This window comes from Pseudolysobacter antarcticus (genome assembly GCF_004168365.1).
GTDB classification, from domain to species: Bacteria; Pseudomonadota; Gammaproteobacteria; order Xanthomonadales; family Rhodanobacteraceae; genus Pseudolysobacter; species Pseudolysobacter antarcticus.
Window position 1 is genome coordinate 2999553 of the sequence record NZ_CP035704.1, and the last position, 25864, is coordinate 3025416.

Annotated in this window: 17 protein-coding genes and 1 pseudogene; 6 read left to right on the plus strand and 12 right to left on the minus strand. The window is 56.2% G+C overall.

Annotated features, from left to right (window positions below; all coding sequences use genetic code 11):
- Positions 1 to 28 precede the first annotated feature (28 nt).
- A complete protein-coding gene (locus ELE36_RS12855) occupies positions 29 to 742 on the plus strand; it encodes a Crp/Fnr family transcriptional regulator (protein WP_129833910.1) in 714 nt (237 codons plus the stop codon).
- Between the two features lie 33 nt (positions 743 to 775).
- Here the strand turns inward: ELE36_RS12855 and ELE36_RS12860 are convergent, their stop codons facing one another.
- The gene (locus ELE36_RS12860; protein WP_129833912.1) at positions 776 to 1063 is read right to left on the minus strand and encodes a hypothetical protein; all 288 of its coding nucleotides are present in this window, start codon (positions 1061 to 1063) and stop codon (positions 776 to 778) included.
- A gap of 517 nt (positions 1064 to 1580) precedes the next feature.
- Between ELE36_RS12860 and ELE36_RS12865 the strand changes: the two genes are divergently transcribed.
- Entirely contained in the window at positions 1581 to 4934 is a 3354-nt protein-coding gene (locus ELE36_RS12865; protein WP_129833914.1) for a S8 family serine peptidase, read from the plus strand.
- A gap of 1148 nt (positions 4935 to 6082) precedes the next feature.
- A complete protein-coding gene (locus ELE36_RS12870; protein ID WP_129833916.1) occupies positions 6083 to 8869 on the plus strand; it encodes a TonB-dependent receptor plug domain-containing protein in 2787 nt (928 codons plus the stop codon).
- Positions 8870 to 8975: 106 nt separating this feature from the next.
- Here ELE36_RS12870 and ELE36_RS12875 read toward each other — a convergent pair whose 3' ends face one another.
- Entirely contained in the window at positions 8976 to 9281 is a 306-nt protein-coding gene (locus tag ELE36_RS12875) for a hypothetical protein (RefSeq protein ID WP_129833918.1), read from the minus strand.
- Positions 9282 to 9292: 11 nt separating this feature from the next.
- Here ELE36_RS12875 and ELE36_RS12880 point away from each other — a divergent pair.
- Positions 9293 to 10446, plus strand: a protein-coding gene (locus ELE36_RS12880; RefSeq protein ID WP_129831719.1) for an IS3 family transposase whose coding sequence is annotated in 2 segments (ribosomal slippage) — positions 9293 to 9533 and positions 9533 to 10446 — 1155 coding nt in all. Because the reading frame shifts where the segments join, the coding sequence is not laid out codon by codon here.
- Positions 10447 to 10480: 34 nt separating this feature from the next.
- Here the strand turns inward: ELE36_RS12880 and ELE36_RS12885 are convergent.
- From ELE36_RS12885 to ELE36_RS12895, 4 genes and pseudogenes are all read right to left on the minus strand, one after another.
- The gene (locus tag ELE36_RS12885) at positions 10481 to 11377 is read right to left on the minus strand and encodes a helix-turn-helix transcriptional regulator (RefSeq protein ID WP_129833920.1); all 897 of its coding nucleotides are present in this window, start codon (positions 11375 to 11377) and stop codon (positions 10481 to 10483) included.
- A gap of 623 nt (positions 11378 to 12000) precedes the next feature.
- Positions 12001 to 13716, minus strand: coding sequence for a tetratricopeptide repeat protein (locus tag ELE36_RS12890; RefSeq protein ID WP_242512263.1), 1716 nt, complete (start codon positions 13714 to 13716; stop codon positions 12001 to 12003).
- Positions 13717 to 13770: 54 nt separating this feature from the next.
- A pseudogene (locus ELE36_RS21200) lies at positions 13771 to 14841 on the minus strand (serine/threonine-protein kinase); the annotation flags it as partial.
- A 45-nt stretch (positions 14842 to 14886) separates the two neighbouring features.
- Positions 14887 to 15426 (minus strand): ECF-type sigma factor, encoded by a 540-nt coding sequence (locus tag ELE36_RS12895; RefSeq protein WP_129833924.1) that lies wholly within the window; start codon positions 15424 to 15426, stop codon positions 14887 to 14889.
- 656 nt (positions 15427 to 16082) lie between these two features.
- On the opposite strand from ELE36_RS12895, the gene ELE36_RS12900 reads away from it, so the two are divergent.
- Positions 16083 to 17144 carry a hypothetical protein gene (locus ELE36_RS12900; protein ID WP_129833926.1) on the plus strand — a complete coding sequence of 354 codons (1062 nt, stop codon included), beginning with the start codon at positions 16083 to 16085 and terminating at the stop codon, positions 17142 to 17144.
- Positions 17145 to 17149: 5 nt separating this feature from the next.
- On the opposite strand, the gene ELE36_RS12905 is transcribed toward ELE36_RS12900, so the two are convergent.
- The 3 genes from ELE36_RS12905 to ELE36_RS12915 form a co-directional block, all read right to left on the minus strand.
- Positions 17150 to 18142, minus strand: coding sequence for an NADP-dependent oxidoreductase (locus tag ELE36_RS12905; protein WP_207215774.1), 993 nt, complete (start codon positions 18140 to 18142; stop codon positions 17150 to 17152).
- Positions 18143 to 18169: 27 nt separating this feature from the next.
- Positions 18170 to 20923, minus strand: a complete 2754-nt coding sequence (locus tag ELE36_RS12910; RefSeq protein WP_129833930.1) for a hypothetical protein — start codon at positions 20921 to 20923, stop codon at positions 18170 to 18172.
- A gap of 104 nt (positions 20924 to 21027) precedes the next feature.
- Positions 21028 to 22575: a hypothetical protein gene (locus ELE36_RS12915; protein WP_129833932.1), complete on the minus strand. Its 1548-nt coding sequence runs from the start codon at positions 22573 to 22575 to the stop codon at positions 21028 to 21030.
- Between ELE36_RS12915 and ELE36_RS12920 the strand changes: the two genes are divergently transcribed.
- A complete protein-coding gene (locus tag ELE36_RS12920; RefSeq protein ID WP_129833934.1) occupies positions 22564 to 22926 on the plus strand; it encodes a hypothetical protein in 363 nt (120 codons plus the stop codon). The genes ELE36_RS12915 and ELE36_RS12920 overlap by 12 nt on opposite strands.
- Before the next feature lie 252 nt (positions 22927 to 23178).
- Here ELE36_RS12920 and ELE36_RS12925 read toward each other — a convergent pair whose 3' ends face one another.
- From ELE36_RS12925 to ELE36_RS12935, 3 genes are read right to left on the minus strand one after another with little or no spacing between them, the layout of a single operon-like run.
- Positions 23179 to 23679 carry a RidA family protein gene (locus ELE36_RS12925; protein ID WP_129833936.1) on the minus strand — a complete coding sequence of 167 codons (501 nt, stop codon included), beginning with the start codon at positions 23677 to 23679 and terminating at the stop codon, positions 23179 to 23181.
- Positions 23670 to 24137 (minus strand): c-type cytochrome, encoded by a 468-nt coding sequence (locus ELE36_RS12930; protein ID WP_129833938.1) that lies wholly within the window; start codon positions 24135 to 24137, stop codon positions 23670 to 23672. Before ELE36_RS12930 ends, ELE36_RS12925 begins: the two co-directional genes overlap by 10 nt.
- On the minus strand, positions 24138 to 25748 hold the full coding sequence (locus tag ELE36_RS12935) for a flavin monoamine oxidase family protein (RefSeq protein ID WP_207215775.1): 1611 nt from the start codon (positions 25746 to 25748) through the stop codon (positions 24138 to 24140).
- Positions 25749 to 25864 lie beyond the last annotated feature (116 nt).

Sequence of the window (25864 nt, forward strand, 5' to 3'; positions counted from 1 at the left end):
AGCGCTAGGTCAACATGGCCATCAACTTATGCCTGACGCGCGTATCAACCCGCGACGCAACCATCTGCTCGCAGCTATCCCCGAAGCAGAATGGGATCGATTTGCACCGGACCTGACTCCGATCGCGATGAAGCTCGGTCAGGTGATCTACGAAGCAGGCGTCGAGCAAACCTTTGTCTACTTTCCCACCGACTCGATCGTGTCCCTGCTCTATGTCATGGAGGACGGCGCTTCGGCGGAGATCGCCATCGTGGGTAATGAGGGCCTGGTGGGGATTTCGCTGTTCATGGGCGGAAGCGCCACGCCGAGCCGTGCTGTGGTTCAGAGCGAGGGCTATGCGTTCCGCATGAAAGCTCACTTCATCCGCGATGAGTTTCTTTTGGCAGGACCGGTTCAACAGCTGTTCTTGCGTTACACACAAGCGCTTATCACGCAAATGGCGCAGACGGCGGTGTGCAACCGGCACCACAGTGTTGACCAGCAGTTGTGCCGTTGGATTCTCATGAGCTTGGATCGGTTGGCATCAAACGAACTGCGCATGACGCAAGAACTGATTGCCAACATGTTGGGTGTGCGGCGGGAAGGCGTGACGGAGGCAGCGGGTAACCTTCAACGAATCGGCATCATCGAATACCAACGCGGCAAAATCCGCGTGCTGGATCGCAAACGCTTGGAGGCGAGGAGTTGTGAGTGCTATGAGGTGGTACGCAAGGAATTTGCGCGCTTGCTTCCTTGGGACTAGGAAGTAAACCTAGATGTTTGTACTGGTCTAATTCTAACGGACACCTCGATAACCGTTCGAACTTGCTGCCACGATCGGCGTGCCCGGTAATTCGAACGAATGCAGTAGCGAGGGTGCTCCACTCACATCCGGCGTGCCACGTGTCGGCGGTGCGGATAGCTGGTTCCACGGCGCATGGCTACTTCCCGGAGGCTGCGCCTGACCCAGCGAAACCACTAGCGTCAGCCCCGCCATCCCCGCCATGAGTACACCCGCGGGATGCAGACGCGTCAACAAACCACCCACCGCAACATTACCTACCGCAACAGCATTCGTGTGCATACGCTCGCGCCCCAGAAAATCGTGAAGAAAGGCTCTTCTCCCTCTGTACGACATTCCTTCCAAAAGGGGACTTCAATCGCTGCAGGAGCACTTGCTGTTCGAACGTCATGAGCGTCGACGCCAACCAGCCGATGAGTTCCGCTCCGCTAACCACTAGCAGTTTGCGAAAAGGCGTATTGCTAACCGCCGAGCTCTTTCTTACGCGTTGCTAGCTGACCTCCGAGCGCTAGCAGATCAAGTCCGGATTTGCGTGCGGCGGGAACGCGCCTGCCGCGAAGTTCGCTTGAGGTAACACTGGGGTCGAACTTTGCACGCCCTCCGCGACCGGGCTAAATCAACGGGCTGGCGACGGTGGTCAGTTTGGCCTTCGGCCATGACCGGTTTCGCTGGCGAAGCTGGTCACCTACCCCGCTTGGCCTTCGCAATCAGATGCTCGTGCCGCACGAGAATACTCATGTCGTAAGTGAAGCTCGTTCTTCGTTTTACGCGTATATCCAACATAAGGTATTCGCGCGCCATGAAATGCAATCAGACCTCCTCGGCGTTCGCGCGCCACTCCACTGTGCGGATACTCCAAGTATTTGCCCTCGGCTTGTTCGGTTTCTTGCTAGTTGCGCCAGGAGAGGCAGAACCCACCGACGATGCAATTTTCGCGAATGGTTTCGAATTGAATGTTGGCTCTCTCCTAGTTGGTACGCCCGACACGTTGGCATTGAACGCCGTCGTTGACATGCAGCCGGTTGCCGCGCCGAACGCGGACATCGATGGCGACCTGATCATGACGCGCATGGATATCGTGTTCAGCCGCAACGCATCGGTGGCTCAAATCAACGCGGCATTAACGACCATCGGCGCTGGCATCGTGACGATGACGCCGCAGCGAGCCGAGATGACGATCGCCTTTCCCCGTCCAACTGATCGGATGCAATTGAGCCAACTTCGGGAGACGCTGGAAGCTGCCTCCGGCGTCCTGTCCGCCGATCTGGCCTTGCTGCCTCAGATCGAGTTCTTGCCATCGGACGTGCCGCACTCTTCGATTAGCTATCTCGCGGCCACCCGGTTTCCAGCAGCGTGGAATGCGCAGCGCCTAGCGACCGCGAACTGCCAGTCGCGCAAAATTGAGATGCGTTTTGTCGACATCTGGGGCACCAATCCGGCGGCCGCCTACGACATATTCAGCAAGCAAGTACCGGGATTCAATGGCTGGATCGGGGATCGCACCAGCCTAACGGAAACACACGGCTACGAGACGGTCGCCACGACTGCGGCGATCCTTGATACGACCAAGCCGAATGGTGCGAATCCATTTTCGCAGTGCGTCAACATCGTCGGGCTGGACGCGAACGGCCTGAGCGTATCGCAGGAGCAGAAAATTCTCGCCGAAAGCCTTCCAACAGGAAAAGTCGTCGTCAACCGTTCTATGGGCTATCACGGGCCGTTGTGCGCGCACTGCCAGCCGGCGGATATCGCGCCGGAATACCGCACTTTGCCCGCCAACCTTGCGCACAACGCCATTCAGTGGCGCTCGCTGATGCAAGAGCGCGACGCAGATATGCTCGTGTCCGTTGCCGCGGGCAATGAATATGACTCAGACGCGGGACGCGCATATCCGTTCTTTGCGCAAACTCCGTACGTCAGTCCCGAGGCGCTAGCCGCGTCCGGTGTGATTTTCGGCTCGTCCGGTAGCCTGAATTTTCTACAGGATCACGCCCTGCTCGATCCGGATGCCCAACACAGCAACCTACCCTCGTTGTATCAAAGTGACAGCGTCGTCGCGAGGATCCAGACTTATCAGACGGAAACGCTGGGCCCAACACAACCAGAATCGGCGGACAACATCCTGAGTGTGGGCAGCACTACTAACCAGCCCAACTTCGATGGCGTACAGGCCTCGCTGTTCTCACGGCGCAACGCACCGGTCAGCGCGGTAGGGGAGCATATCGAAAGCTTCGATGCGCAATCCATTCGCGGCACGAGCTTCGCTGCGCCGCAGGTCACGGCGCTGGCGTCTTACCTATGGCTGCTATCGGACGATCTTCGGAGCCGCCCCGCTTCCGAAACGGTGGATGCAATCATCGACAACAAGCGTAAGGTCGGCGACGTGAATTTGATCGACGCGTATGCAACCGTGCTCTCACTGGACGACGCGTCCGACACCATTATTCCCTCGCCTGCCACCATGCCGATTCGTCTTGCCGTGCTCGACGTCGATGACAATGGTGTATTCGACGAAGCAGATCTGCAGCAATTAAAAACCGAACTGGTCGAAAATATCGTCGCCAACGGCGAGCCGCATGATCAGGCGTGGGGACGCGCGGATCTCAACGGCGACGGTTACGTTGGTGGCTCACGCACGACCGCGTTCGATCTCGATCGGCGTGGCTCGACGCGCTATGGCGCCACGGAATACGGCACGGTGCACTTCACAGCCGAAGGTCACCCGTTGACGCTGGACGAGCACACCATCACAGATCTCAATATTCTTTGCTATTACGCGTATTCGCCGCTCTACACTGGCTCAGCCGGCGCGCGCACCAGTCTGCTCGGCGCGCCGTGCGCATCGGTGACTCCGCCAACGAACGCCGATCCCGGCCAAAACTGGACCGAAGTGTCGAATACCGGATCGCTAGCTTTCCTCGGCAGTGCAAAGGGCAAGCTCAGCGACCTCCTGCAGGGAATACGCAATGGCGCTTGGGTAGCGACATTCGACCTGCAGACCGAGCAGATGGGCGAACGTTTGCAACTTGCGCCGCTCATTCAAAACGGACCGGATGCCGGAAAACCGGATGTTTTCGAAGGATCGTTAACCGTCAGCGCATCGACGATGGGCGATGCGATGGCTCTGTGGTCGGACACGACTTTCCACGTCTGGTTTAGTCGATTCGACGCACTCTCAGGGCACTGGGGCGCCGCTGAACAGCCGTTCGCCGAAGGCACGGTTGGATTCGCGACAGTCGTGCTCGACGGCCTTGGCAATGCGATCGCGATATCTCCCCAATACACCGGCCAGAAGCCAAATCCGTATACCTACCGCTACTCCTACTACGACAAGGTCACGGGGCAATGGTCGGTGCAGACGATTATCAACATTCCGGATACTTCCAAAGTCGTTCCCGGTTTCCCACAAAGCAGTCGTCTAGACTTCGGTCGTATCCTCGTGGCAAATCAGAGCGACACAATTTATTTCGGATTCGACACCACCCAAATTTTTCGCTTTGATCGAATATCGCGAACCTGGGTCGGTCCTGAAACAATCAGTGAACCGCCAATGCGTGTCAACCTTGCGCTGGACAGCGCATCCAATTTACTCGCGACCTGGACTGAGATTGGACCCAACAACTCAGAAAAATTGCATTCGCGACGCCGCAACGTCGCCACTGGGCAATGGTCTCCGGCGCTCACGATCGACAATGCAAGCGCCGGCGGCTTGGTGGCAGATGACGCAGGCAACGCCCTGACCGCCTGGTTTGTCAACGTGCCGCGGCCCGGCGGCGGTAGCTCCGCCCAGATGATGGCCAGTTACTATCGTGCGGCGATCGATGCGTGGGATTCGCCGACTGTTCTGAGTACCAGCCCGTACGGCGTTACCTTCGGTGACGGCAGCATCGGCATGCCCACGTCGTCGGGGCGCTCACGTATCGCCTTTCATCAACTTCTGGATTACAACCCAGTTCCACAGTTGGGTCCCATCGTCTCGCGCGCATTCGACCCAGTCGCCGGATGGGGGCCAATGGAGATGGTTCAAAACGATCCGGAGTTCTACTCTAATGGGTCAACTATCACCACCTCGGCAACCGGGACCAGCCTCATAATATATGCCCGCTACATTTATGCAGGCCTTAACGAATATCTGTGGGAAACGATGCACTGAAAAGTACGAACGACGGGTCCGAGAGAAAACGATGCCCCGGATATTGGAATTTAGGTTGGGTCAGACTGCTAGACCGGCTTGAGTCAGACCGCTGTACCGAACTGATCAGAATCCGCGGCTCGGATACGTAGCGTGCACAGCCCTGTCACAAATGGGTCTTGAGCTAATCGAGTACAGCTCCGAAATCCCAGCGCTCGTGATTGAGCGCCTCCAGTTGCGCGGCGGCGTCTCTGAAAAACGTTTCGTTAATACAAGTCATTGCAGCGTACGAGTTCGCAATGAATCGGGTCTTGCTTTCACTGTAGTTAGTTTCTGGCGAGCTGAACATTTCAGGCATGCGGCACCACTTCGCGTTTCGCCCGGGCGTTTGAACTAAGTGTGCTCACGACACACATCCATTTCCCCGAAAAAAGCTTGTGCACCAAATAAATTTTCATGGCATTGAAGATATGCGCTTCCGTGCAGAAACTGCGCGCTCGGCGATACGACCCAATAGAGCTTTAAAATCGATAATGGAATTACAAAATTTAGGGAGATTTGGTCGAATTAAAAATAGAGTATTAAATTTTTGCTTTTGGCTTGGAACTGAGAACTGACACGTTTCCGAAAGGCAGTCGTGGCGTATCAATCGGGTTGCCTTTCGGTGTCCGTCATACATATTCCTCACGTACCGACAACGCGTCCAGATCAATCGAAGTTTGATTCGATATCATTGCGGGCACTATGTGAGCTGATGCTTGAAGAGATATGGCGCACCGCGTTTTTCTGGTTGTCGCTAATTCCAGCTAAAGCGATGACATGTGCATCGTGACGACAAACTCGCGATCACGTAGAAGGCCCCCTGAGCCCGTCATAGAAAAGGTGGCGCAGCGAGGTAGCGGTCTCGCTGCGCCGAGTTTCACTAGTCCGAACTGTCCGGTTGGAGTCGAACAATTCTTTCGCCCTGGAGGGGCAAGCCATTTTTATCGAAGCTGCAATGGATCTGGTAAACAATATGCATATTTTTTGTAGCGAAAATTCACGCGATCACTAAAGGACACTATTAGCTCCAGATTGCGGCATTTTCTTTTACTCACAAATAATTTACATCGGATAAATTTCCTTGTCCGGAAGGTCCGGCACCTATAATTATTTTGGAGAGTTAAAACATGACCACACAGTTGCTTTCGCAGTCGATCCGGGGCGCTTTGCGCCAGGGACGTAATTACGGAGCCCTATTTGCTATACCTGCGGCGTTGTGCGCCACGTCAATCACGGCATTCGCCCAAGACGCAGCCAAGGATTCGGGCCAGAAGCTGGAAACCATTGAGGTTACCGGTTCACGCATTCGCCGCGTCGACGTTGAAACTGCCAGCCCCGTGCTGACGGTGGATCGCGCCGCAATCGAAAAGAGCGGCAAGCTCACCGTCGGTGACCTGGTGCAGGAACTGCCGAACATTTCCGGCAACGCCAACAACCCGTCCGTTAACAACGGTGGCGGTAGCGGCGGTACGTTTATCTCGCTGCGCGGTTTGGGTACCCAACGCACCCTGGTGCTGATCAATGGTCGCCGCATCCTCAACAACGACGTCAATACCATCCCGAGCAACCTCGTGGAACGTATCGAAGTGCTGACCGACGGCGCCTCTGCCGTATACGGTTCGGACGCGATCGGTGGTGTAGTCAACTTCATCATGCGCACCAATTACCAGGGCGCCGAGCTGAGCACCAGCTACGGTATCTCGGACAAAGACGACGGCGAGCGCAAAGCGTTCAACCTGACCTTTGGCCAGACCTCGGACAAGGGCAGCATCGTCGGTGGTATCGACTATAACAAGTTCGATGGCATCCTTTCGGGAAACCGCGATTACGGAAAGTTTGCGTTGACCCTCGGCAAGAAACAGCAGGCCGATGGTGGTTTCCCGGTGACGAAGGGCGGCTCGTTCGCTTCGCCGTCGGGCTACATTTCGGCACCGCAGTTTGCCGGTTGCGGTAGCGGCGGTGGTACGTTCGACGCCACCGCACCTGCTGCCGGCGGTATTCCGGCAAAGTTTCGCTGCTTCCAGAGCGGTACGGCTAACAGCACGGGCGACACCTTCAACTTTCAGGCAATCAACCTGATCTTTACGCCGCAAGAACGCACCAACGCATACGTGCTGGGCAACTACAAGCTCACCGATAGCGTTGAAGCATACATGAGCGTTTTCCACAACAAGACCACGGCGAATTCGCAGCTCGCACCGTTGCCACTCGATTTGGCTTCGGCGCACATCACGCTGGAAGCCGGCAATCCGTACAACCCGTTCGGCACCAATGTCGGTTACCTCGGCAATGATGGCCTGCCAAGTGATGGCTCCGTGGATCTTGCGATTCGTCTGTCGGCACTCGGTCCGCGTAGTGGGAAGAACACCATTACTACCGATCAGATTGTTACCGGTTTGAAGGGTGCGATCGCCGATACGTCGTGGCAGTGGGATGCCAGCTTGAACTATGGCCACCTGAGCGCGCTGAACCAATTCTTCGGTTCGCTGGCGTCGGGTGACCTGCAAGCCAGTGGCTCGTTCGCCGCCAACTGCATCCCGAACAGCACGGCCAAGGGCGGCTGCGTCAATATTTTCAACCAGAACGATCCGAACACCGCAGCCATTCTGCAGCAGTATTCGGCCGCACCGTTCAAAAACACCCTGCAGACCGAGCGTCAGGCCGAGTTCAATATCAACGGCAACCTGTTTGACCTGCCGGCCGGCACGGTCAGCCTCGCGGCCGGTGGTTCATACCGCAAGGAATACACCCACAGCACGGTGGATTACATCGCTCGCGCCAACTTGAGCAACGGCAATTGCGCTGTGCAGATTTCGGCTTGCGGCACGCCGTTCCAGGGTGGTTTCAGCGTCAAGGAAGTCTATGCCGAAGTCCTGATCCCGCTGCTCAAGGATCTGCCGTTCGTGCATAGCCTGAACCTCGATCTTGGTGATCGTTATTCGGACTACAACACCTTCGGTTCGACCAACAACTGGAAAGCCGCGCTCGAATATCGTCCGCTGGAAGACCTGCTGTTGCGTGGTACGGTGTCGCAGGTATTCCGCGCACCGAACAACACCGAGTTGTTCGCTGGTTTGGCCGCATCGTTTGATACTTACACCCAGCCGGTCAATGGTCTGCCATCAAAAAATGCGAGCCAGGTTCAGACTTTCTTCTCTGGCGCAGCAGTGGCTGGCAAGCCCCTCAAGCCAGAAGTTGGCAAATCCTTCGACTTCGGCGTGGTCTACGATCCGCATTGGCTCGATGGCCTGTCGCTGAGCGCCGATCTGTGGCGCGTCTACCTGCAGGACGATATCGTGCGCCTGACCGGCCAGACCATCGCCAACCTCTGCGCCAAGAACCCAGCCAGCGTGTATTGCTCCAGCATCGTTGTTACCGGTGGCAAGATCTCGCAGATCAACACCGCCTACACCAACTTCGGTCGTCTCGACGTGCGTGGTGTGGACTTCGGTGCGAAATATCGTCTGCCGGAAACGTCGTTCGGCAAGTTCACCGTGGGTCTGGACACCACGTACAACGCGCAGTACGACAACACCACGGTTGATGGTCCCAACACCACCGTCGTGCATTCGGCCGGTACGTACAACTCGCAGTTCGGCAACATCGCGCGCTGGCGTGGTCTGGGCACCCTTAACTGGAGCCTGGGTTCGTTCTCGGCAGGTTGGACCGCACGTTATATCGGTGGTGAGAAAGTTCCGCTCGTGGGCCACGTTGGCGCATGGACGCAGAACAATCTGACTGCGGGCTATAACATCGCTCCGATCAATACCCGCGTTGATATCGGTATCGACAATATTGCCGACAAGCAGCCGACGTTCTTCTACTCGAACAACGTGACCAACGCCAACGTCGACGTAAATACGTATGACACGATCGGTCGTTTTTACTGGGCTCGCCTGAGCGTCAAGTTCTAAGAACCATCAGAAAAGCAGTTCCGGTGGCGCTGCTGCGCCGCCGGAACTACCCCTGTCTTTGGTCACGGCATTCGATTGGCGAGTTCGCTCAACTTGGCATAAGGGATCATCGAATAAGCCGAGTAACGTCGTCGAGTTCACCGATAGCATCTATCGCACTCGTTCGCATCAACACTGGCATGCGCTGATTGTCCGCCAACATCTTGTTCAGCCGCACTATTACCGGCGCCGACAGACTCAGCTCGGCCATACGCACATCGCGCGCATCCATCGACAACGCCATCAGCGCGATTTCTGCGATACGCGCTTGCGCCGGCAGCCCCATGAAGTAATCGCTGAATGAATAGCTGCCGCCCCCTTGGGGTTCTACCCCGTTATGGCGGACACTTCCAACAAGGCCGATGATCGGCAAAAAGGAGTGTCATGTCCAAGCGAAGAACATTTAGTGATGAGTTCAAACGGGAGGCAGTGGGTCTGACTCATCAGGCCGGTGCCAATGTTAGCCAGATAGCTCGCGATATCGGTGTGGGTGAAGGGGTGCTGAGCCGTTGGCGGCGGGAATTGGCCAGCGGTAAACGCCACGCTTTCCCGGGCTCTGGCGTACCGCGGGATGAAGAGATGGCCGCACTCAAGCGTGAGCTGGCGCGGGTCAAGAAGGAACGCGATTTTTTGCGCGATGCGGCAGCGTTCTTCGCGAAGGAATCGCGTTGAAGTTTCAGACGATCCAGCGCTGCCGCACGGTCTATCCCGTGCAACTGATGTGTCGATGCCTGAAGGTATCGAGCAGCGGTTTTCATGCGTGGTGCAAACGCCCCTTGAGTGCGCGAGCGAAGGACAACCAGCGATTACTGGTGCAGATAAAAGCGCTTCATAGCATCAGCGATGGGGTACTGGGCATGCCACGCATGCATGAGGAGCTGAGCTATGCCGGTGAAACGGCGAGTCCCAATCGGGTGGCACGCCTGATGGCCAGCAACGGATTATTCGGGATTCCACAGCGGCGAGCCTGGCGCAGCAAGCGTAGCGGCGTGCGACCGCTGCACGTGCGCAATCATCTGCAACGTGACTTCTCGGCGCTGGAACCCAATACAAAATGGGTCACCGACATCACCTACATCCACACCGGCGAAGGCTGGCTCTACCTCTGCACGGTGCTCGACCTGTTCAGCCACACGATCATTGGTTGGTCCATGTCGGGTATCCAGGATCGTCACCTGGTTCTCAAGGCGGTGCAGATGGCCTGCTGGCAGCGAACGGACACCACGCCCGTGGTGCTGCATTCAGATCGAGGAACCCAGTTCACCAGCGGCGAATATCAACGCTTCCTCGCCGATCACCACCTCATCAGCAGCATGAGTGATGTGGGCCACTGTGGCGACAATGCTGCCGCCGAGGGATTCTTCGGTATGCTCAAGCGCGAGCGCATTTATCGCCGTCGTTACCTGTCACTGGCCGACGCACGCTCGGATGTTTTTGACTATATCGAGCGCTTCCACAACCCACGTATGCAACGACGACTTGATAAGCTAGACCAAAGATTTATAACCTTAACTCAACCGTCCGCCAAAACGGGGTAGAGCCCCCTAGCGCAAAAAAACTCGGAACTTCTTTTTAGTCCTTGATGCACTCAACTTCGCGGGAGGCCGCGCGGAACGCCGACGCAGTTTCTCCGGCGCGCTTCTTGAACGACCGTGCAAAGCTGGCCCGATTTTCAAAACCTACCATGCGCCAAACTTCACTGAGATTCATGTCGGTTTGACGAATCAGCTGCGACGCGTTTTCGATGCGTGTCTGCAGCAGAAACGAATACGGACTTTCGCCGAACACCTGTGTAAACAACCGGATCAGGCGTCCGCGCGAATAGTTCGACAAAGCAGCCAGCGCGGAGACATGGATGTCGCGCGCAAAGCCGACCTGCAAAAGATGACGCACACGTTGGAGGCGCATGAAAATCTGACTGCGACGCGTCACTGAGGACCCGGGACAGCGGTGGAACAATGCCACCATCGGACTCTGCACACGTGCCATGAGCTCACCCCAATCGCGCCAGCTGTGCATCTCGTCCACATTTGCAGTCTCGAGCATGGCGCACCTGACCAAGCGCAGGAAGGCCAATCGCAGCGGACATCCTGCGCTTTGGACCGCCGGGAAAACCGGCGGGAGAATGCGCCGGCTTGCCGGTGACAGCGCCATCATTTTTTGCCAAGTTGTTGCACGCGCGAGTACGGCAATGACCGCTCCCCGCGAAGGAACAGTGACCTCATGAGCAAAGTCAACGTCCGAAACATAGAGCTCGCCACGCCCAACGAACGAGCGTGAGCCCATCGTCTCGACCCACATTCCGTTAGTCAGCGGACACCAAAGACCGATCATGCCCATTGGCACCACCACACGGGCAAGGCGCTCGCACAACAGGACATGCACTGCGTCCTCTTGCTCCGTCGGTAATTGGTTCGGAGCAAGATTCAAGGTTCGACCAAGTGTCAGCCTTAGCGGCTCAAGTTGCATGATGGCAACGTCGTGTTATGCCATTAGCTGAAAACCGCACGTGAGCCGAATGCGGCGTACATTGCGCTCGCCACATTGAGGTGAACTCATGGCTATTTTGGCGGGGACTTTTACTGATCATGATCTGAAGTGCATGTCGAAGTCTGCGTTACGGCTTGCGCTTGGGGCTCGCTTAAACCGAAGAACGAACAAATGCACGCTCATACGACACACAGCCACGGGCTTAATACCTGATCAATACAGCGCTGCGGCCGAGCCGATCGATCAAACACCGAGCGGATCTCCACGCCGTCTGAACTCGTTGAGTAAGCGCTGGAAATAGGTCCCCGCCCGGAATTGGAGTCACTTAGTTGCTGGCGCGGACGCTAATTCGGGCGGCTGGCACCGGGACTTGCTTCGGCCTGTTTCTGCACTGACGCGCTCGATCGATGTTAGGCACAACCGAACCCACCAGGACCATCGATTCCCACGCATTCAAAACGTGTGCGTCGTGCGCACCGATTGCAATACTTTTGTAGATGGATGTCGTCTTTGTCGTTCAATGTTCGGTCTGCGTTTATCGATGACGGCAAACACGAGCGCGCTGTTTTTGAGATTGTGGTTATGTCATGCGCCGCGACGACTTACGGTACCTCGCTACGCGAACTTGGCATCGCATCGTTTGCCCACGCTACTGCGCGACGCGTCAACGAATGCTCGCGACCGAGAGCGCGCGCGAGTCGTTCGGGGGTCGGGGCCAGCAACGTTTGCGCTTCCGCCTGACGGCCCAGAAGCACGAGCGAACGTCCACGCAGAGTTTGCAGCCAGGCGCGCTGCCAATCATCGGGTTCGAGTACGCTCGCCGCGATAGGTTCGATCTCGTTCAATATACCAAGCGCCTTGACAGCATCTGATCGCGCCAACGCCAGCTCGGCGCCGAAGATTTGCGCGCGCACGAACGCTCGTCGCCCCGAGCCGTTATCCGCGCCATAGTGTTCAACCGCACGTGCTAGTTGAGTTTCGGCCGCCGCGTAGTCGCCGCGAGAAAACGCAGCGCGTGCACGCTGCTCGGACGTGTATCCACGCCAGAAATGTTGTGGGGGATAGCCTGCATCGATTGCCTTGTCCGCATCAACGAACGCGCGCTCGGCGGCCACGTAATCGCCACGCAATGACAACGCCTTGCCGCGCTCGAGACTGGCCTGTGCACGTGCACGCGGAGCATTTGCTGACAGGGCCGAATACATTGCCTCCGCGCGGTCTAGCAGCGCGAGCGCGTCAGCGGGTTGTTCGAGTACCACCTTCGTCGCTGCCGCGTTGATGAGCCGCTGAGCGAAGCCGGTCGAGCGACCGTATTGCTCGCTCAAAGCGATCACTTGCTCAAAGCGCGCGTCGGCCGCGAGCGGTTGACCAGCGCTTAGATGCGCCATCGCGAGATTGCCGAGTGTCGCAATGGCTTGATTGCTACCTGTTCGCTTGATCCGCTCGTAAATTGCCAGCGCTGATTCACCGTGGGCAATCGCTTCCGCGATGCGGCCGGTATAGAAAAGACCGACCGCATAGGCATGTTCGATTGCCGCGCGCTGATTGAGTACGCCGGGGTCGTTGCTGTCGAGCGGCGCTTCGGAGATCGCCAAGCGCAGCATCTCCAGCGCCGCAGCGTCCTGGTTTAGATCCGCAAGCACGGTGCCGACGACGCTGCGACATTCCAACAGCGTTGCCCGCGCCGAGCCGGTCAGATCGCGCGCAAGGACGATGCCCTCTTCGGCTAGCGCCTTGGCGCGCTCCAGCTTGCCGTCGGCCTCCTCGGCCTGCGCGAGTGTGCAACGCAGCCGTGCAGCGAGATTGGCCGGCAGGCCGGCGGGGTTTTCTTCAACGAGCGGCTGCAGTAACGCCCGCGCGCCGGTCGGGTCCTCGCGTAGAATCTGCAGCTCACCAAGCACTGTGAAAACCAGCGCGCGCGAACCGACATCGTCCGGCGCATGCGCATTGATCCAGGTGACGCCACGAGCGAGAAACTCGCGCGGATTGAGTTTTTCTTCGTCGCGCACGCCATCGCGGAATAAGCCGACAAGAAACTCATATAGCGCCCCGTTGAAGCGTGATTCGAGTTGGGCTGCGTCGCGCTCGGCACGCGCCATGTCGCGCTCGTGAGCGGCGATCTGCGCCTGCCACGTGACACCGCCTGCGCCCAGAAGCATGGCCAACGCAAACGTGGCGCCTATCGCAATGCCGACGCGATGACGTCTGACAAATTTTTCCAATCTGTATCGTCGCGACTGCGGATGCGCACGCACCGGCTTGCCGGCGAGATACCGTTCGACATCGTCGGCGAACGCGCTGGCGCTTCGATAGCGCAACAATGGCTCATCGGCAAGCGCAGTACTTATAATTGCGTCTAGATCGCCATTTAGTTGGCGAGCCAACTGGTCGCGCGCACGCATCCCTCGTGGCAACGGTATACCTGTTGAAGTTTTTGCGCGCACACAACTACTTGCACGCTTGATTCCACTTAGACGTTCGCCTGTTAACAACTCTCCAAGCACCACACCCAGTGCGTACACATCTACCGCAGTGGTGAGTGGGGTCGAACCGAACTGCTCCGGCGCGGCGTACTCTGGCGTGAACGCAAATGATTGGGTACGCGTGCTGAGAGCGTCATCCTCGGATTCGATGAGTTTGGCGATACCGAAATCCAGCACTTTCAACTCTCCCTCGCGCGTGACGAAGAGATTGGATGGCTTCAGATCGCGATGAATGACCAGTGCGGAATGTGCTGCTTCAACGGCCCTGCATAAACGAGAAAACCAGATCAAACGTTGTTCGAGGGACAAGCCGCGGGAATCAGCCGCTTGGGTAATCGGCTCGCCGTCGACTAACTCCATCGCAATGTAGGGAATGCCCAGCGAACTAACACCTCCCTCAATCAAAGCGGCAATATTGGGGTGGGTAAGTTGCGCCAGGATCGATTGCTCACGGCGAAATCGTCGCTGGGCATCTGCCGAGTACAGGCCGGTGCGCAAAAGTTTAAGTGCAACGGTCTGCGTTCCATCCCCCGCCGTGCGATCGGCGCGAAATACCGCGGACGAGCCACCTTGCGCTATCAATGCGACCAACCGGAACGAACCAATATTCGTGCCGAGCAACGACTGCGCCAAAGCGTCATCGTCGTCTTTGAAGCGATCCAACGCATCGACTGCACATTGTTGCAGAAGCGCTGGTATGCCGTTGGTCGCACTCAGTACCGCAGGCAGCTTCGTGCTACCGCCTTCAGAAAACTCCAGTGAATCAACGCTTCGAGTGCGATCGTACGGAGCATCCCATGTCCGCTCGTCGAACGCGACCATCGCTCGAAGTTGCAATCTGGTTTCTTCTGGCAAATCCAATGTATTGATTTTCGTTACGCGCTCTTCGGATGCGAGTTCGATAATCAGGTCGAATAGCTCTCGCAAGGAAAGCTGAGCGCTAGAAGTTTTAGAAGTCATATCGACGGAGAACGACGATTGCCGGCCTAATGCGACAAGGCAGATTTACTCCACTACGTACGCAGCCAGGAACGCTCGCGCGTAGCGCCAGTCGCGGTCTACCGTACGCCGAACTACTCCAAGAATATCGGCTACTTGTTGCAGATCCAGCCCCGCGAAATAGTGCAATTCAATCACTTGGGCCGCACGTTTATCCTCCTTCTCAAGAGCGTCAAGCGCTGAATCCAAATCCAGCGCCAATCTCGGATCGATTTGCACCGAGTCCACCATCGGATCGCCCATCATCAAGCGCACCTGATCGCCGCCACGTTTGGGCTGAATCCTGCGCCGCGCAGCATCCGTCAGGATATGACGCATCGCGCGCGCAGCGTAAGCAAAAAATTGCACGGGTTGTTCGAAACGATTATCCAATTCCCCCATCCGCATGTACGCTTCATGCACGAGTTCGGTAGTGCAAAGCGTATCCGGCGAGCCGCCACGCAAACGCTGCCGACTAGCCATCGCCTTGAGTCGGTTGTAGACATCTATAAAAAGTGGATCCGTTTCGACGGAAGCACTTGTCATCGTCCAATCCGCTACGCTCATCTCGCATCTCCGTTCAGTCAACAACTATTTGGGCTAACAGACCAAATCACTATGCCCTAAGTATTACACCACGCCTAACATAATCTCGCGTGCTGAACAATTTGGCACAACTCACTACGGAGATAAAAAACAGCCGGTTCAAACGGTTAGTACCGAACACACGGAAAAAAGTTGTGTTCAGCCTGCTTTAACTTCAAGGCAAAAATTGGTACCCATTGAAGCGTGAGCCTCTGTTCGACGAGCGAGATCAGATCCTGCCAAGCAACAAGCTTCTAGTGCCACGGTGTTGCGTTTGAGTTTGCTGGAACCCGATCGTTTTACGACCAAACTATTCGCGACCTCGAGAGTCGGAATTGCAACAGCAAAAAACCTAAGTTTGGAGATATGTCGCACATCGCCTTAACAGTTCGTTCTCCGTAACATTGATGCCGCTCGCAAGTCATAAGACTTATGGTTGATGCAAAAAGGTTTAAGTCTGTAAATGTCCAATCGACTAGTAAAGCGCAAACACACCGGACCCGGCTTGGGCCATGATCGTTGCTCAAGAGCACGAATCGTTACGGCCGCGCTTTTTTCGCAGTTCTTTTGATGTGTAAACGCTTTACCGTCGTCGTGCATCTATGAGCTCCGTCACGTCCTCACGTTCGGAGCAAAATATGCGATACCCCTATGCCGGCAACACCCTTCTTCTATTTTTAGTAGCCGTGTGCTCAGCGTCGTTCGGCGCAGTAAAAACGCCGGAGGCATCTGTTGAAGAATTTCGCAATGGTACGAACTTGGCGTTACAAGGCGACATGCGAGCCGCGCTTCAACATCTGGATACAGTATCGCCCGACGCGCTGAATGACGAACAGCGAAAGACTTGGGCGTGCATGCGCAAACGCTTTCGCGCTAATACGCAAACCGTGTCAGTCGACTGGACACAATCTGTATTTGCGGCATACCGCAGTTATTGGTCGCACGTCATGCTAGGCAAGGTGTCGGCGCAATCCGCTGAACATGAGCTAGCAAAAAAACTGGCGAAACTCGTGTACGAGTATGGCAAAAAGTCGGTTGTGGTCAATATGGATACGATCGAGCCGTTGCTCTCAACCAAGCTTGAAACACTCGGCTATCACGCATTGTTCGGCGTCACGACACCGATGCGAGAATTCATGCTGTGGCACAAGCAAACTGATCAGTCGTATGATGTTGATCTGCCTGCAGGGCGCCAAGTCGTGCATGTAGTGATGCTCGATGACTTTGTCAGCCTCGGTTGGGCGGGATATGCAACATGTGACTACTACCACACTGCTGGCTGGGCTAAACCTGATCGTCTATATGCGGTGCGTGCTGCATACGATTTGCACTCCGAAGCCTTTCAAGTGAGCTACCTCGCCCACGAGGGACAACACTTCTCGGACTACCAACACTTCCCTGGAATGGAACAGCCGGAACTCGAATACCGCGCAAAACTTGCGGAGATCTCCAAGGCGAGATCCACGATACTGGATTTGCTCAACGACTTTGCCGCAAACGAATCAGATAGCCCCGAGCAGCCTCATCCATGGGCAAACCGCAAGGTTGTAACCGAACTTGCCGAGGTGCTTCTGCATGACCAGTTACCTTCGGACATCGCATGGAAATCCATTGCTGCGGCTGATATCAACGCCACTGCGGAACGCCTTCTGAAACAGGACACGGAACGACGAATGACGCGGCCCCTACAGACGAGATAGATTCTCTAGCAAGTCATCGCAAGTTTGCCCTGAACAGAGCCGCTTTCCAATAGCAAGTGCGCCTGCCGGACCACTTCGGGAGACAGGTTTCCGATAATACGCACATGCGGCGGTGAAACCACCCGACCTTCAAAATGTCGCGAGAGGCTATCAAGTATTTCTCGATACCTTAGCCACGCGACTCGATCATTTTTCAGCGAGTAGGCATTAGCACCCACAGAATGAAACGACGCGTTCTTCTGAAACAGGGTTTCAAAGTCACTCTCTTTCGGAGCTTCGGTGACCGATGCGAGATTCCCATCGACGGCGAGCAGTCCACAACACGCGGATAGCATCTTGCCTCCGACAAGATCCAAGGCGATATCGAACCAACCACGATTTCGCGCCATTGCCTGTCGCATGAAATCTGCATCGTTATAGTCGACGATTTGATCATCGTTCAAGCCGTATTGGTTGATCAGATACGCGCGACTCTTGGCGTTCCCCGCCGTAGTGACAAGCTTCTTCACGCCAAGCTGTCGCGCAAGCATGATGGCGAATCCTCCAACGCCTCCTGCGCCACCCGCAATGAACACGGATTTTGTTTTCTCAGCTTGAGCGCGACTTAGGGCAAGGCTGGCCGTGATACCCGCAACCGGCACCGCGGCGGCCTGCGTGTGGGTCAAAGTTTCGGGTTTTCGAGCAACCAGTTCCGCCGGCACACAAACGTATTCTGCATAAGTGCCGTTGCTTGCAAGATCGGAGACATAACTGAAAACCTCATCGCCTATGCTGAACTCTTTGACATCATCATGTATCGCATCAATGCTGCCCGATAGATCTCGCCCAAGGATCATTGATCGCAGTCGACCACCTTCTGATTGCCCCTTGCGAATCTGATAGTCCACGGGATTGAAGGCCGCGGCTTGAACCCTGATCCTGACTTCACCCGAGCGGATTTCCGGTATCGGTAAATGTGCAAGGGCGAAATTGTCGGCACTTCCGAACGAATTGAGCATGATAGCTTTCATATCAATGATCGATCTTCAATGAATTTGCACACCGGTAGTCGCTGCATTTTCGGTTTGAAAAGTCAGCAACCCATTCGCGTCAGATGTCGCCTGAATCGTGCTGCCAGCACCGCCAAGTATGGTGATTTGATACCCTGTGGATGCCATGAGGTCTGTTATCACGTGCGTGCACGGGCATGACTGTGGAACGCTATATACGAGTGCGCTCGTGTTGAGCACGGGAGGCGTTACGGTGGCCGCCATCACGATCCAGCGTCGAGTTCCCAAATCAACCTCCGCCCCTTGCTCGCGTCCATCAGCAGAAGCAACGTAGGTGGACTTCGCCATTGTTGCTTGCCCCGAATCCGTGAGTTGGAAAAGGTGTAGGAACGTGCCCGATGTCTGGCCCGAAGTCGTGAGCTGGTAGTTGGAAACATTGCTGTGGCCATCGTTGTAATCCAGATGCGTAATTGTCGGCACAGGATTGGCGGGCACGAGGGCGCGCATGAAGACTTTGCTATTGCCGTGCGCGGCTGAAAACACGTCACCTGACTGTACCAACGACGGGGCATTAAAGTTGAGGTTGAAGATCTTCTTAATGGCCGCCTTTGCCACTTGCATTTGATCGTGGACAAAAACCACGTTCGGGCGGATGTAAACAAGCGTTCGCGCTGCTCGCGTTACCGAATTTGTCACGCCATCGTTGTTGACATAGGCGTTGCCAATATCGGCGAGACCGTAAACAAAAGTTCCTTGATCGATGTACTTCGTGATCTTGGCGTTGTCTCCCCAATATCCCTGCCCCGGCGGATAAACGATGTGATCGCCGGCACCACGATCATCGAAGCCCAAAGTGTTGTGCGACGGCAACGTCTCAGTGATCCCATAGCCGCCTGAGTTAATTACGAGATAGTCTGCACCGCGCTGTAAAGTGATATGTCCGGCATCGCGATGTTGGTGGTCCTCCAGCACGAGCCCGTCCGCCATGCTGACCCAGACTGCGACCGTTCCCCAATCAGACCGCGCATACATCGGGCCAGTGAACTTGGCAAGATAGGAAAGCGGAAAGCTGCTGGCACCGGTCTTGTAGTCGGCCTTCGCCCCCGCAACGGGCGACCCCACATCCGCGAGATACTGTCGCGCATAAGGGGCCATCGAATGGTTGGGTTGATACTTCAGAAAAGCCTGCATCGATTCCACCAGCGGCTTGGCCGGCAGACCGTCCCAGTCGCCGCCATCGTAAAATGTGACCCGATCCGGTTTGGTTCCGTGGATTGTGGCAGGCACAAGATTAGCGTTCCATGTCGAGATCGAGGCCAAATCCTCGGCGACACCTTCGCTCGGGGACAGTCGTTTCCATGCGTCGAAGAGCTGAAGCATGTCCTCGTTGGTGCCTTCGGAATATTGGCCCTGCGGGCCATAAGCGTCCGGAAGTACAGCCTGCATCCTGTTGAATGTCTGCATCAGGAGACTGTGAGCGAGAGGCTTAAGATCTCCGCCGCTCATCGCCCTCGGATTGTCTGTGTCGGTGGCATAGGCGGTGAAAAATGTGCCCATCAAATATCCGCGAATGTAGTAATTACCGATGGGGTTACTATAGACGTGTGGTCCCTCATATCCCGCCTGGGTATACCAGTCCACCTGCTGATTCAACACCGTGTAAAACTCTTTACGAAGGCCAGCAGTAAGGTCTGGGGAGTGACGCACGGCATCGTAGCCATAAGCCAGGCCCACGTTCATGGCGCGCATGTCGTAGCCCGGCCCGTCAGGCTTGACCGATTCGACACCACCCATCAAGTTACTGGTTTGGGTGTAATCCGACCCGACGTATTGCACAAACAACGATTGTGTTGCAATCGGTGCCGTGTTGAATAACAGTGTCGTACCACTGATCGAAAATTTGCCTGCGGAAATTTCTGTATTGTTCTCGTTCAAATTTGTTGCTACGTAATACGTTGGCGAAGGGTGATTTGTGCCGATCCAATGCAGGACATTGAAATAGGAAGTTCCGGCCGCGATATCGTCATCCCGCATGGAAATATGGAAGTCCACTTCCTGCACATATTCCGCAGGGCTGTTCGAGATGGCACCGTCCTGGCTGGCGCTGATTCGCAGTACGGGATAGAGCGCGCGTTTATCGAACTGCTGCGTGATGTCCTGCTGCGGCGTGCTCGTATAGGTGAATTGGGTGACCGCAGCGGTATTCTCGAACACGCGCACCACAGCGCCAGCAAGCGGCGGCATCGGTAGCGTGAAGGATTTTTTCAGGCCGTCACCGAATCCGAGAAATTGATGATTTTGATTGACAGCAATCACTGGAAAGCTGCGCGAGAGCGTCTTGAGAATGGCAACTGCCTTCTTTGAATATAGCGGTGCACGCGCGTCTCCCTTCATCAATGCCACGTTGTAACAGATGCCGTAGTCCTGAGCAGCTTGACGCCAGTCGAATCCGGCGTAGATATCTTCAATAACGGTTGCGAGATCCCGCTCGCAGCGAGCCTTGAGAGGCGTCCACACTGACGCATCGGAAAACGCTATTGCAATATCCGGCTGGGCCAGCTTGGTGGTGAACTCAAAGGAATCGGCAAATATATGATCGGCGCTTTGTGCATGCGCAAAAATTGTTGTTGCCGTCCAAGCGACAATGCCGAAAAAAACTTGTCGCCATGGTGGGCGCATGATGTTGCTCCGCCGAACAAACGACGCGTTGTTTTCTTGGGCGGGCCCGGAACTGGAAATCGGGCAGGCTTGCTCGATCGAAAAAACGGCAGCAAAACGAAGAGCAGACATTACTTACCCCCTGTCCAATCACATTCAACATATTGTGGAATGTGGGATGGAATCTCGTTGTAGAAAAACACGATGCAAATTTGCAAGTTCAACGTGACGTGTTGCTATTCGAATTTGCTTTGGAATATGAGATCAGCGAAAGGTCCGAATTTTCCGAATCGATCCTGATCGTGGCCGTTCACGTCAATCGCGCCAATATCGGTGCGTCGTCCATGCCCATCATTGTCCTGCGGGTCGCCGTGATCATTCACCGGGCTGCTAGCTGTTGGCGTGTAGCGCGCTCTGAATGCTGCAAGAATCGTCGAGAGCTTTTGGCTCCTCTGCCATACCGCGCCTTCATCGACAACCGATTCGTATGGATAAATGCGTTGCCCTGAAAACGGCGTCGCAGCGAGTTGTCCATCTTTGCTGCCGATGGTTCCGCTGCCGCTGACATCGTGCGTGGCGAAGCCAGGCGTACTGCCTTCGCTCATTCCGGTCACCGCATAATTGTCATGGGTGACATTGTCGGGCGAGTAGAATGCGTTGTAATCAGCCGATATCACGGTGCCGACATCACCGACGATGCGCGGCGAGCCAGGATTGCCGTTGTCCTGATTGCGCGAAAATGTGATCAGATTATTACGTAGGCTGCTGACACTCGAGGCGCCGTTAATTTGAATGGTTGGCCCGGCAAAATCGCCGATCGCGTTGCCACCGCCATCAAAAGTATTATTGTATATTTGTATACCCGTCTCGCCCCCGTAAAACCAGACCCCCTGATCCAGTGTGCCACCGCCTTTTTCGGGCACGAACAGGTTGTGGTGTATTGAGGCGCCGTTGTCCGCGCTGCGCAGCCAAGTGTGGCCGTAGCCGTATACGAGGTTGTAGCGAAACTCGCCCGTCAGGTCCTGCACTGGCCAAGAGCTGCCTCGGAAGAGATTATGTTCGATCAGAATGTTGCTGCCGCTGGCACCACTACATAGCCTGCAGCTGAATGACAGGTTGAGACCCTGGCTCCAACCGCCACGGTAGCTGTGATGATCATAGTTGCCCCGTACGGTGATATTGGATGTGCCTTCAACCAGGTACAAAGTACTGCGCGGCCCTATCAGGATGTTGCTTTGATCGTCCCCATCACCGCCGATCAACCAATTGCGAGTATTGGAAAACACGACGCGGCCCGCGCCTGCACGATTGCCTTGGAACAGTTTCATGGGCGCGCTATTGCCATGCAGCGTAATGATCGGCGTAGCGTCGGGATCGGATGCCTCGAAGGTAAGAAGATTGTTTGCGCGGAATTCGTTGTTGTTGATAGTGGCGCCGCCGCTGACGGTCAGGTCGATCGCACCCGTCGCCTCGAACACTGAGTTCTCGATATCGACCGCGGTCGCCGTACCACTTATGCCGGATGTGGTGAGCGAGCCCAGCCCTATCACCAGTGTGTTCTTGATGGTCACGGCACCGCTGGAACTGACGGTGTGGCCATTACCAATGATAATTTGATTGTTCCAATTGATCGGCCCACTGAGATTGGCGCTGAGATCGAGCGTTGTTCTGTCGCTTGGCAGTGCGTCCACCACGATACTGATCGGCGCACTATCCAGCGTGGCGCCATCGGAATCTGGCGGCGGCGTGAATTGACCCCGCAGCTTCACCAGATGCGTTCCCACCGCGAGGCCGGTTACGCCGAAACGATTGAAATCGATCGGGTCGGGATTCATGTTGTCGTCGAAATCCGTCGTGCCGAGAATCGTGGTGCCATGCGTGACACTATCGGTCTGCACAATATCGTCCACCAGCACCTGAAACTGCGGCCAACCCGAGGGTGTGCCGCCACCGGAACAGCTGGCGGGACCCGGTACACCATGCATTTTATTGATTGTCTGCCCGGGCGGGCAGGCGATGATGCCGTGCTCGTTATTGCTGTCAAACAGATCGGCAAAAACGATGATCGGCTGTCCTTGGGTGAAATGCATGCCCGCACCAGGACTCTTGAATTCGACCTGGTGCGCGAGCGCTGACAGAGGCACCAGCAACACACCAAGAAAACCCCACGCGAGAGCAATCCGCGAGCTGACGCAAATTTTTTTTGTTCGGCGCATCGTCGTATCCCCCCAGTTTAAGCGCGCCGGGAAAAACGCTCGGCGTCCAGACGAGAAACGAAGTTGTTTCAGCAAATGCGACATGTGATCGTAAATACGATTGCAACCTTGTGACGGTGTTCCGCGATCAAGTCATGCTGTGTGTCGCCAGACATCGCCAGACCGCTTCACTCAGTTTGGTCGCGCCGCTATGACTTCGATTTCTACCAGCCATCCCGAGTTGACCAATCCGGCAACCTTGACCGTGGAACGAGCTGGCAGATTCGACTGCGCGGTGGTGCCGAAAAACCGACGGTAGCTTTCTGTCATGCCGGCGAAGTCGATCTTGCCGTTGAGCGCCGGATCGCCGGCTAGAAATACCTGCATCTTCACGACGTCTTTCATGCTGATCCCCATAGTCTTCAGTGCGGCTTCGATCTTCCCGAGTACGCTCAACGTTTGTGTCTTCGTATCACCATAGGCCGCAAGGCTATCCTTCGGCGCAGAAGCGTCGGCGACGTCGGGGCCCAAGCCACTCAGAAACACCAGATTCTGACCGGCGGGGATCTCCACCGCTTGGGCGTTGGGAGAATCCGAGTTCGGCCTTTTGTAATGGATAACATCACTCGCAGTCGCAACTTGTACGAATACAGTCAGCAGGAATGCGACAGATACGACCGTCTTCAGCGAGATCCTCCCGCTGACAGCAGCGATGCACGCAGTTGGGCCACATCGTCGGACATCAGTTTGTCGGCATAGTCATTGCCGAAGTGACTGCGGAGATAGTTCACGACTGCGGCAACCTGTTGGTCGGACAAACTGTCGTGGAACTGCGGCATTCCGCGACGCCCAGCCAACACCGTGATGGCCGGATACATTACGCTGGCGAGCTTTGGATTCGCCGCGAGTGCCGGGTACATGCCAGCGCCGTGCGCGCCGCTTGCATCGGGCATGTGGCAGCCTTGGCAGATCGCGCGATACAGCGCTTCGCCGTCCTGCTGCTTAAAATGTCCACGCTCAGCCAATGTGCCCGGCGCGGAGAATGGCGACGACTCCTCGCCAAAACAGCATGCCGACGACAACGCAAGCACAACAAAGATGATGAAAAGTTGAATCCACGCGCGTAGCGGAATATGCGCAGCAACATGCATTTATGTTTTCTCCACAGCAGTTGCGACGGCGCGTCGGTGCAGACGTCCGATCGCGTCGATCGCCGATAGCACAGCGCCTTCCATCCATGCGGGCATGCGTGAGGCGTGTTCGCCGGCAAGAACGATGCGCCCATCGATCTGGCACAGATTCTCGTAATGCTTCTCGCGCGAATCATCCGACCACTTGCCGAAACAGCCGTTCGAGAATGGCGAGCGATGCCAGGCGACGGCCATCCCATTCTCGAATTCGGCCGGATACTGCGGGTGGATTTGCGCACCAAACTCCACCGCCGCGCGTACACGCTGCTCCGGTGTCATCGCAGTAAGCTCATAGGCGTTGGTGCCCCACATGTAGGCTCCCAGCAGCACACCTTTGCCCGATATGTTCTGGCCAGCCATCGGATAGCCAATCTGCCCTATCGGCAGATCGGTATAGCTGATGCCGCCGTAGATGCGGTCGTCCTCTTCCCAGAAGCGGCGTTTGAACTGCAGGCCGATCTTGACGGAAGACTCGTACGGAACCGCCTGGATTGCGTCTGTCATCGCGGCGCCGACTTTGATCTCGATCTGGCTCAGAATCGACAGCGGAATCGTGCAGACGCACCATTGCGCCCTGACCTGCTGGGTCGTGCCTCCACGCTGCGTGTCGACATACGAAACCTCGACGCCGCGTTCGTCCTGATCGATTCGCACGACCTTGGCGCCAAATTGCACCAGAGGCTCAACTTCGCGGTGAATCGCCATCGCAATGCGATCCATACCGCCTACCGGCTGAAACATCGTGGGTGCGGTTTCGTAGCGAGACATTGTTCGCAGCGATCGCCATAGTCCGGACTGCAAAAGATCGTGTCGCGCAATCGGTTCGGAAAACACCGGACGCGAAGCAAGGCCGCCGCCGGGATCCTGATCGAAGCCACGAATACCGCTAGAGTTATCCGATTTCCGGTAGCGCAAGTCCTTGTCGAGATAGCCGTACGAGCGCAGGGCCTCAAGCAGTTTCTCTTTATCCTCCGTACCGACTTCGTCGTCGAGCTGTCCGCGGTCGACCGCTTTGCCGAGCAGCTCGGCCACATGGCCTTGGAAGTCGGCGTGCACATGACGGAAGCGCTGCGGCTTGCCACCGAACGCGCTGCGCGAATGCACGTAGGCATTGAAATTTATCTGCGTGAACGGTTCGAGCGGTACTTTCAGCCGCTTTGCATAGTCGAGCATGGCGTGATGGTGATACGGGATTCGCCATGGTCCCGGGTTCATGTAGTGGCCGGCATCGAATTCGCAGCGCTGGCGAAAGCCGCCGAGTTCGGTGTACTCATCGCCACCGCGCAATGTCCACGCGCGTCCGCCGGCGCGCTGGTTGTATTCGAGCACCTTGACTTGATATCCGGCGCGATGCAATTCGTAGGCGGCAACAAGTCCCGCCAATCCGGCGCCTAGTACCAGCACGGTCGCACCACGAGGCGCGCCTGCAAGATTGATGGGGCCGGTATAACTCGACTCCTGTGCAAAGCCGAGCGTGGACATCGCCTGGTACATCACGGCGGCGCCGGCCGATTGGCCAATTCGGCGCAGTATTTCGCGACGGCTGATCGAAATTTCTGAAGTGTTCAACATCATATTACTGGCGTGTTTGCTCGATGCGGAAAGAAATAGCTGTGGAAATTTCGGGGCGTCTGCGAGTGAGACGCGCAGCGACGGATAGCGATTTGCTGCCGACACGTTTCCCGTCA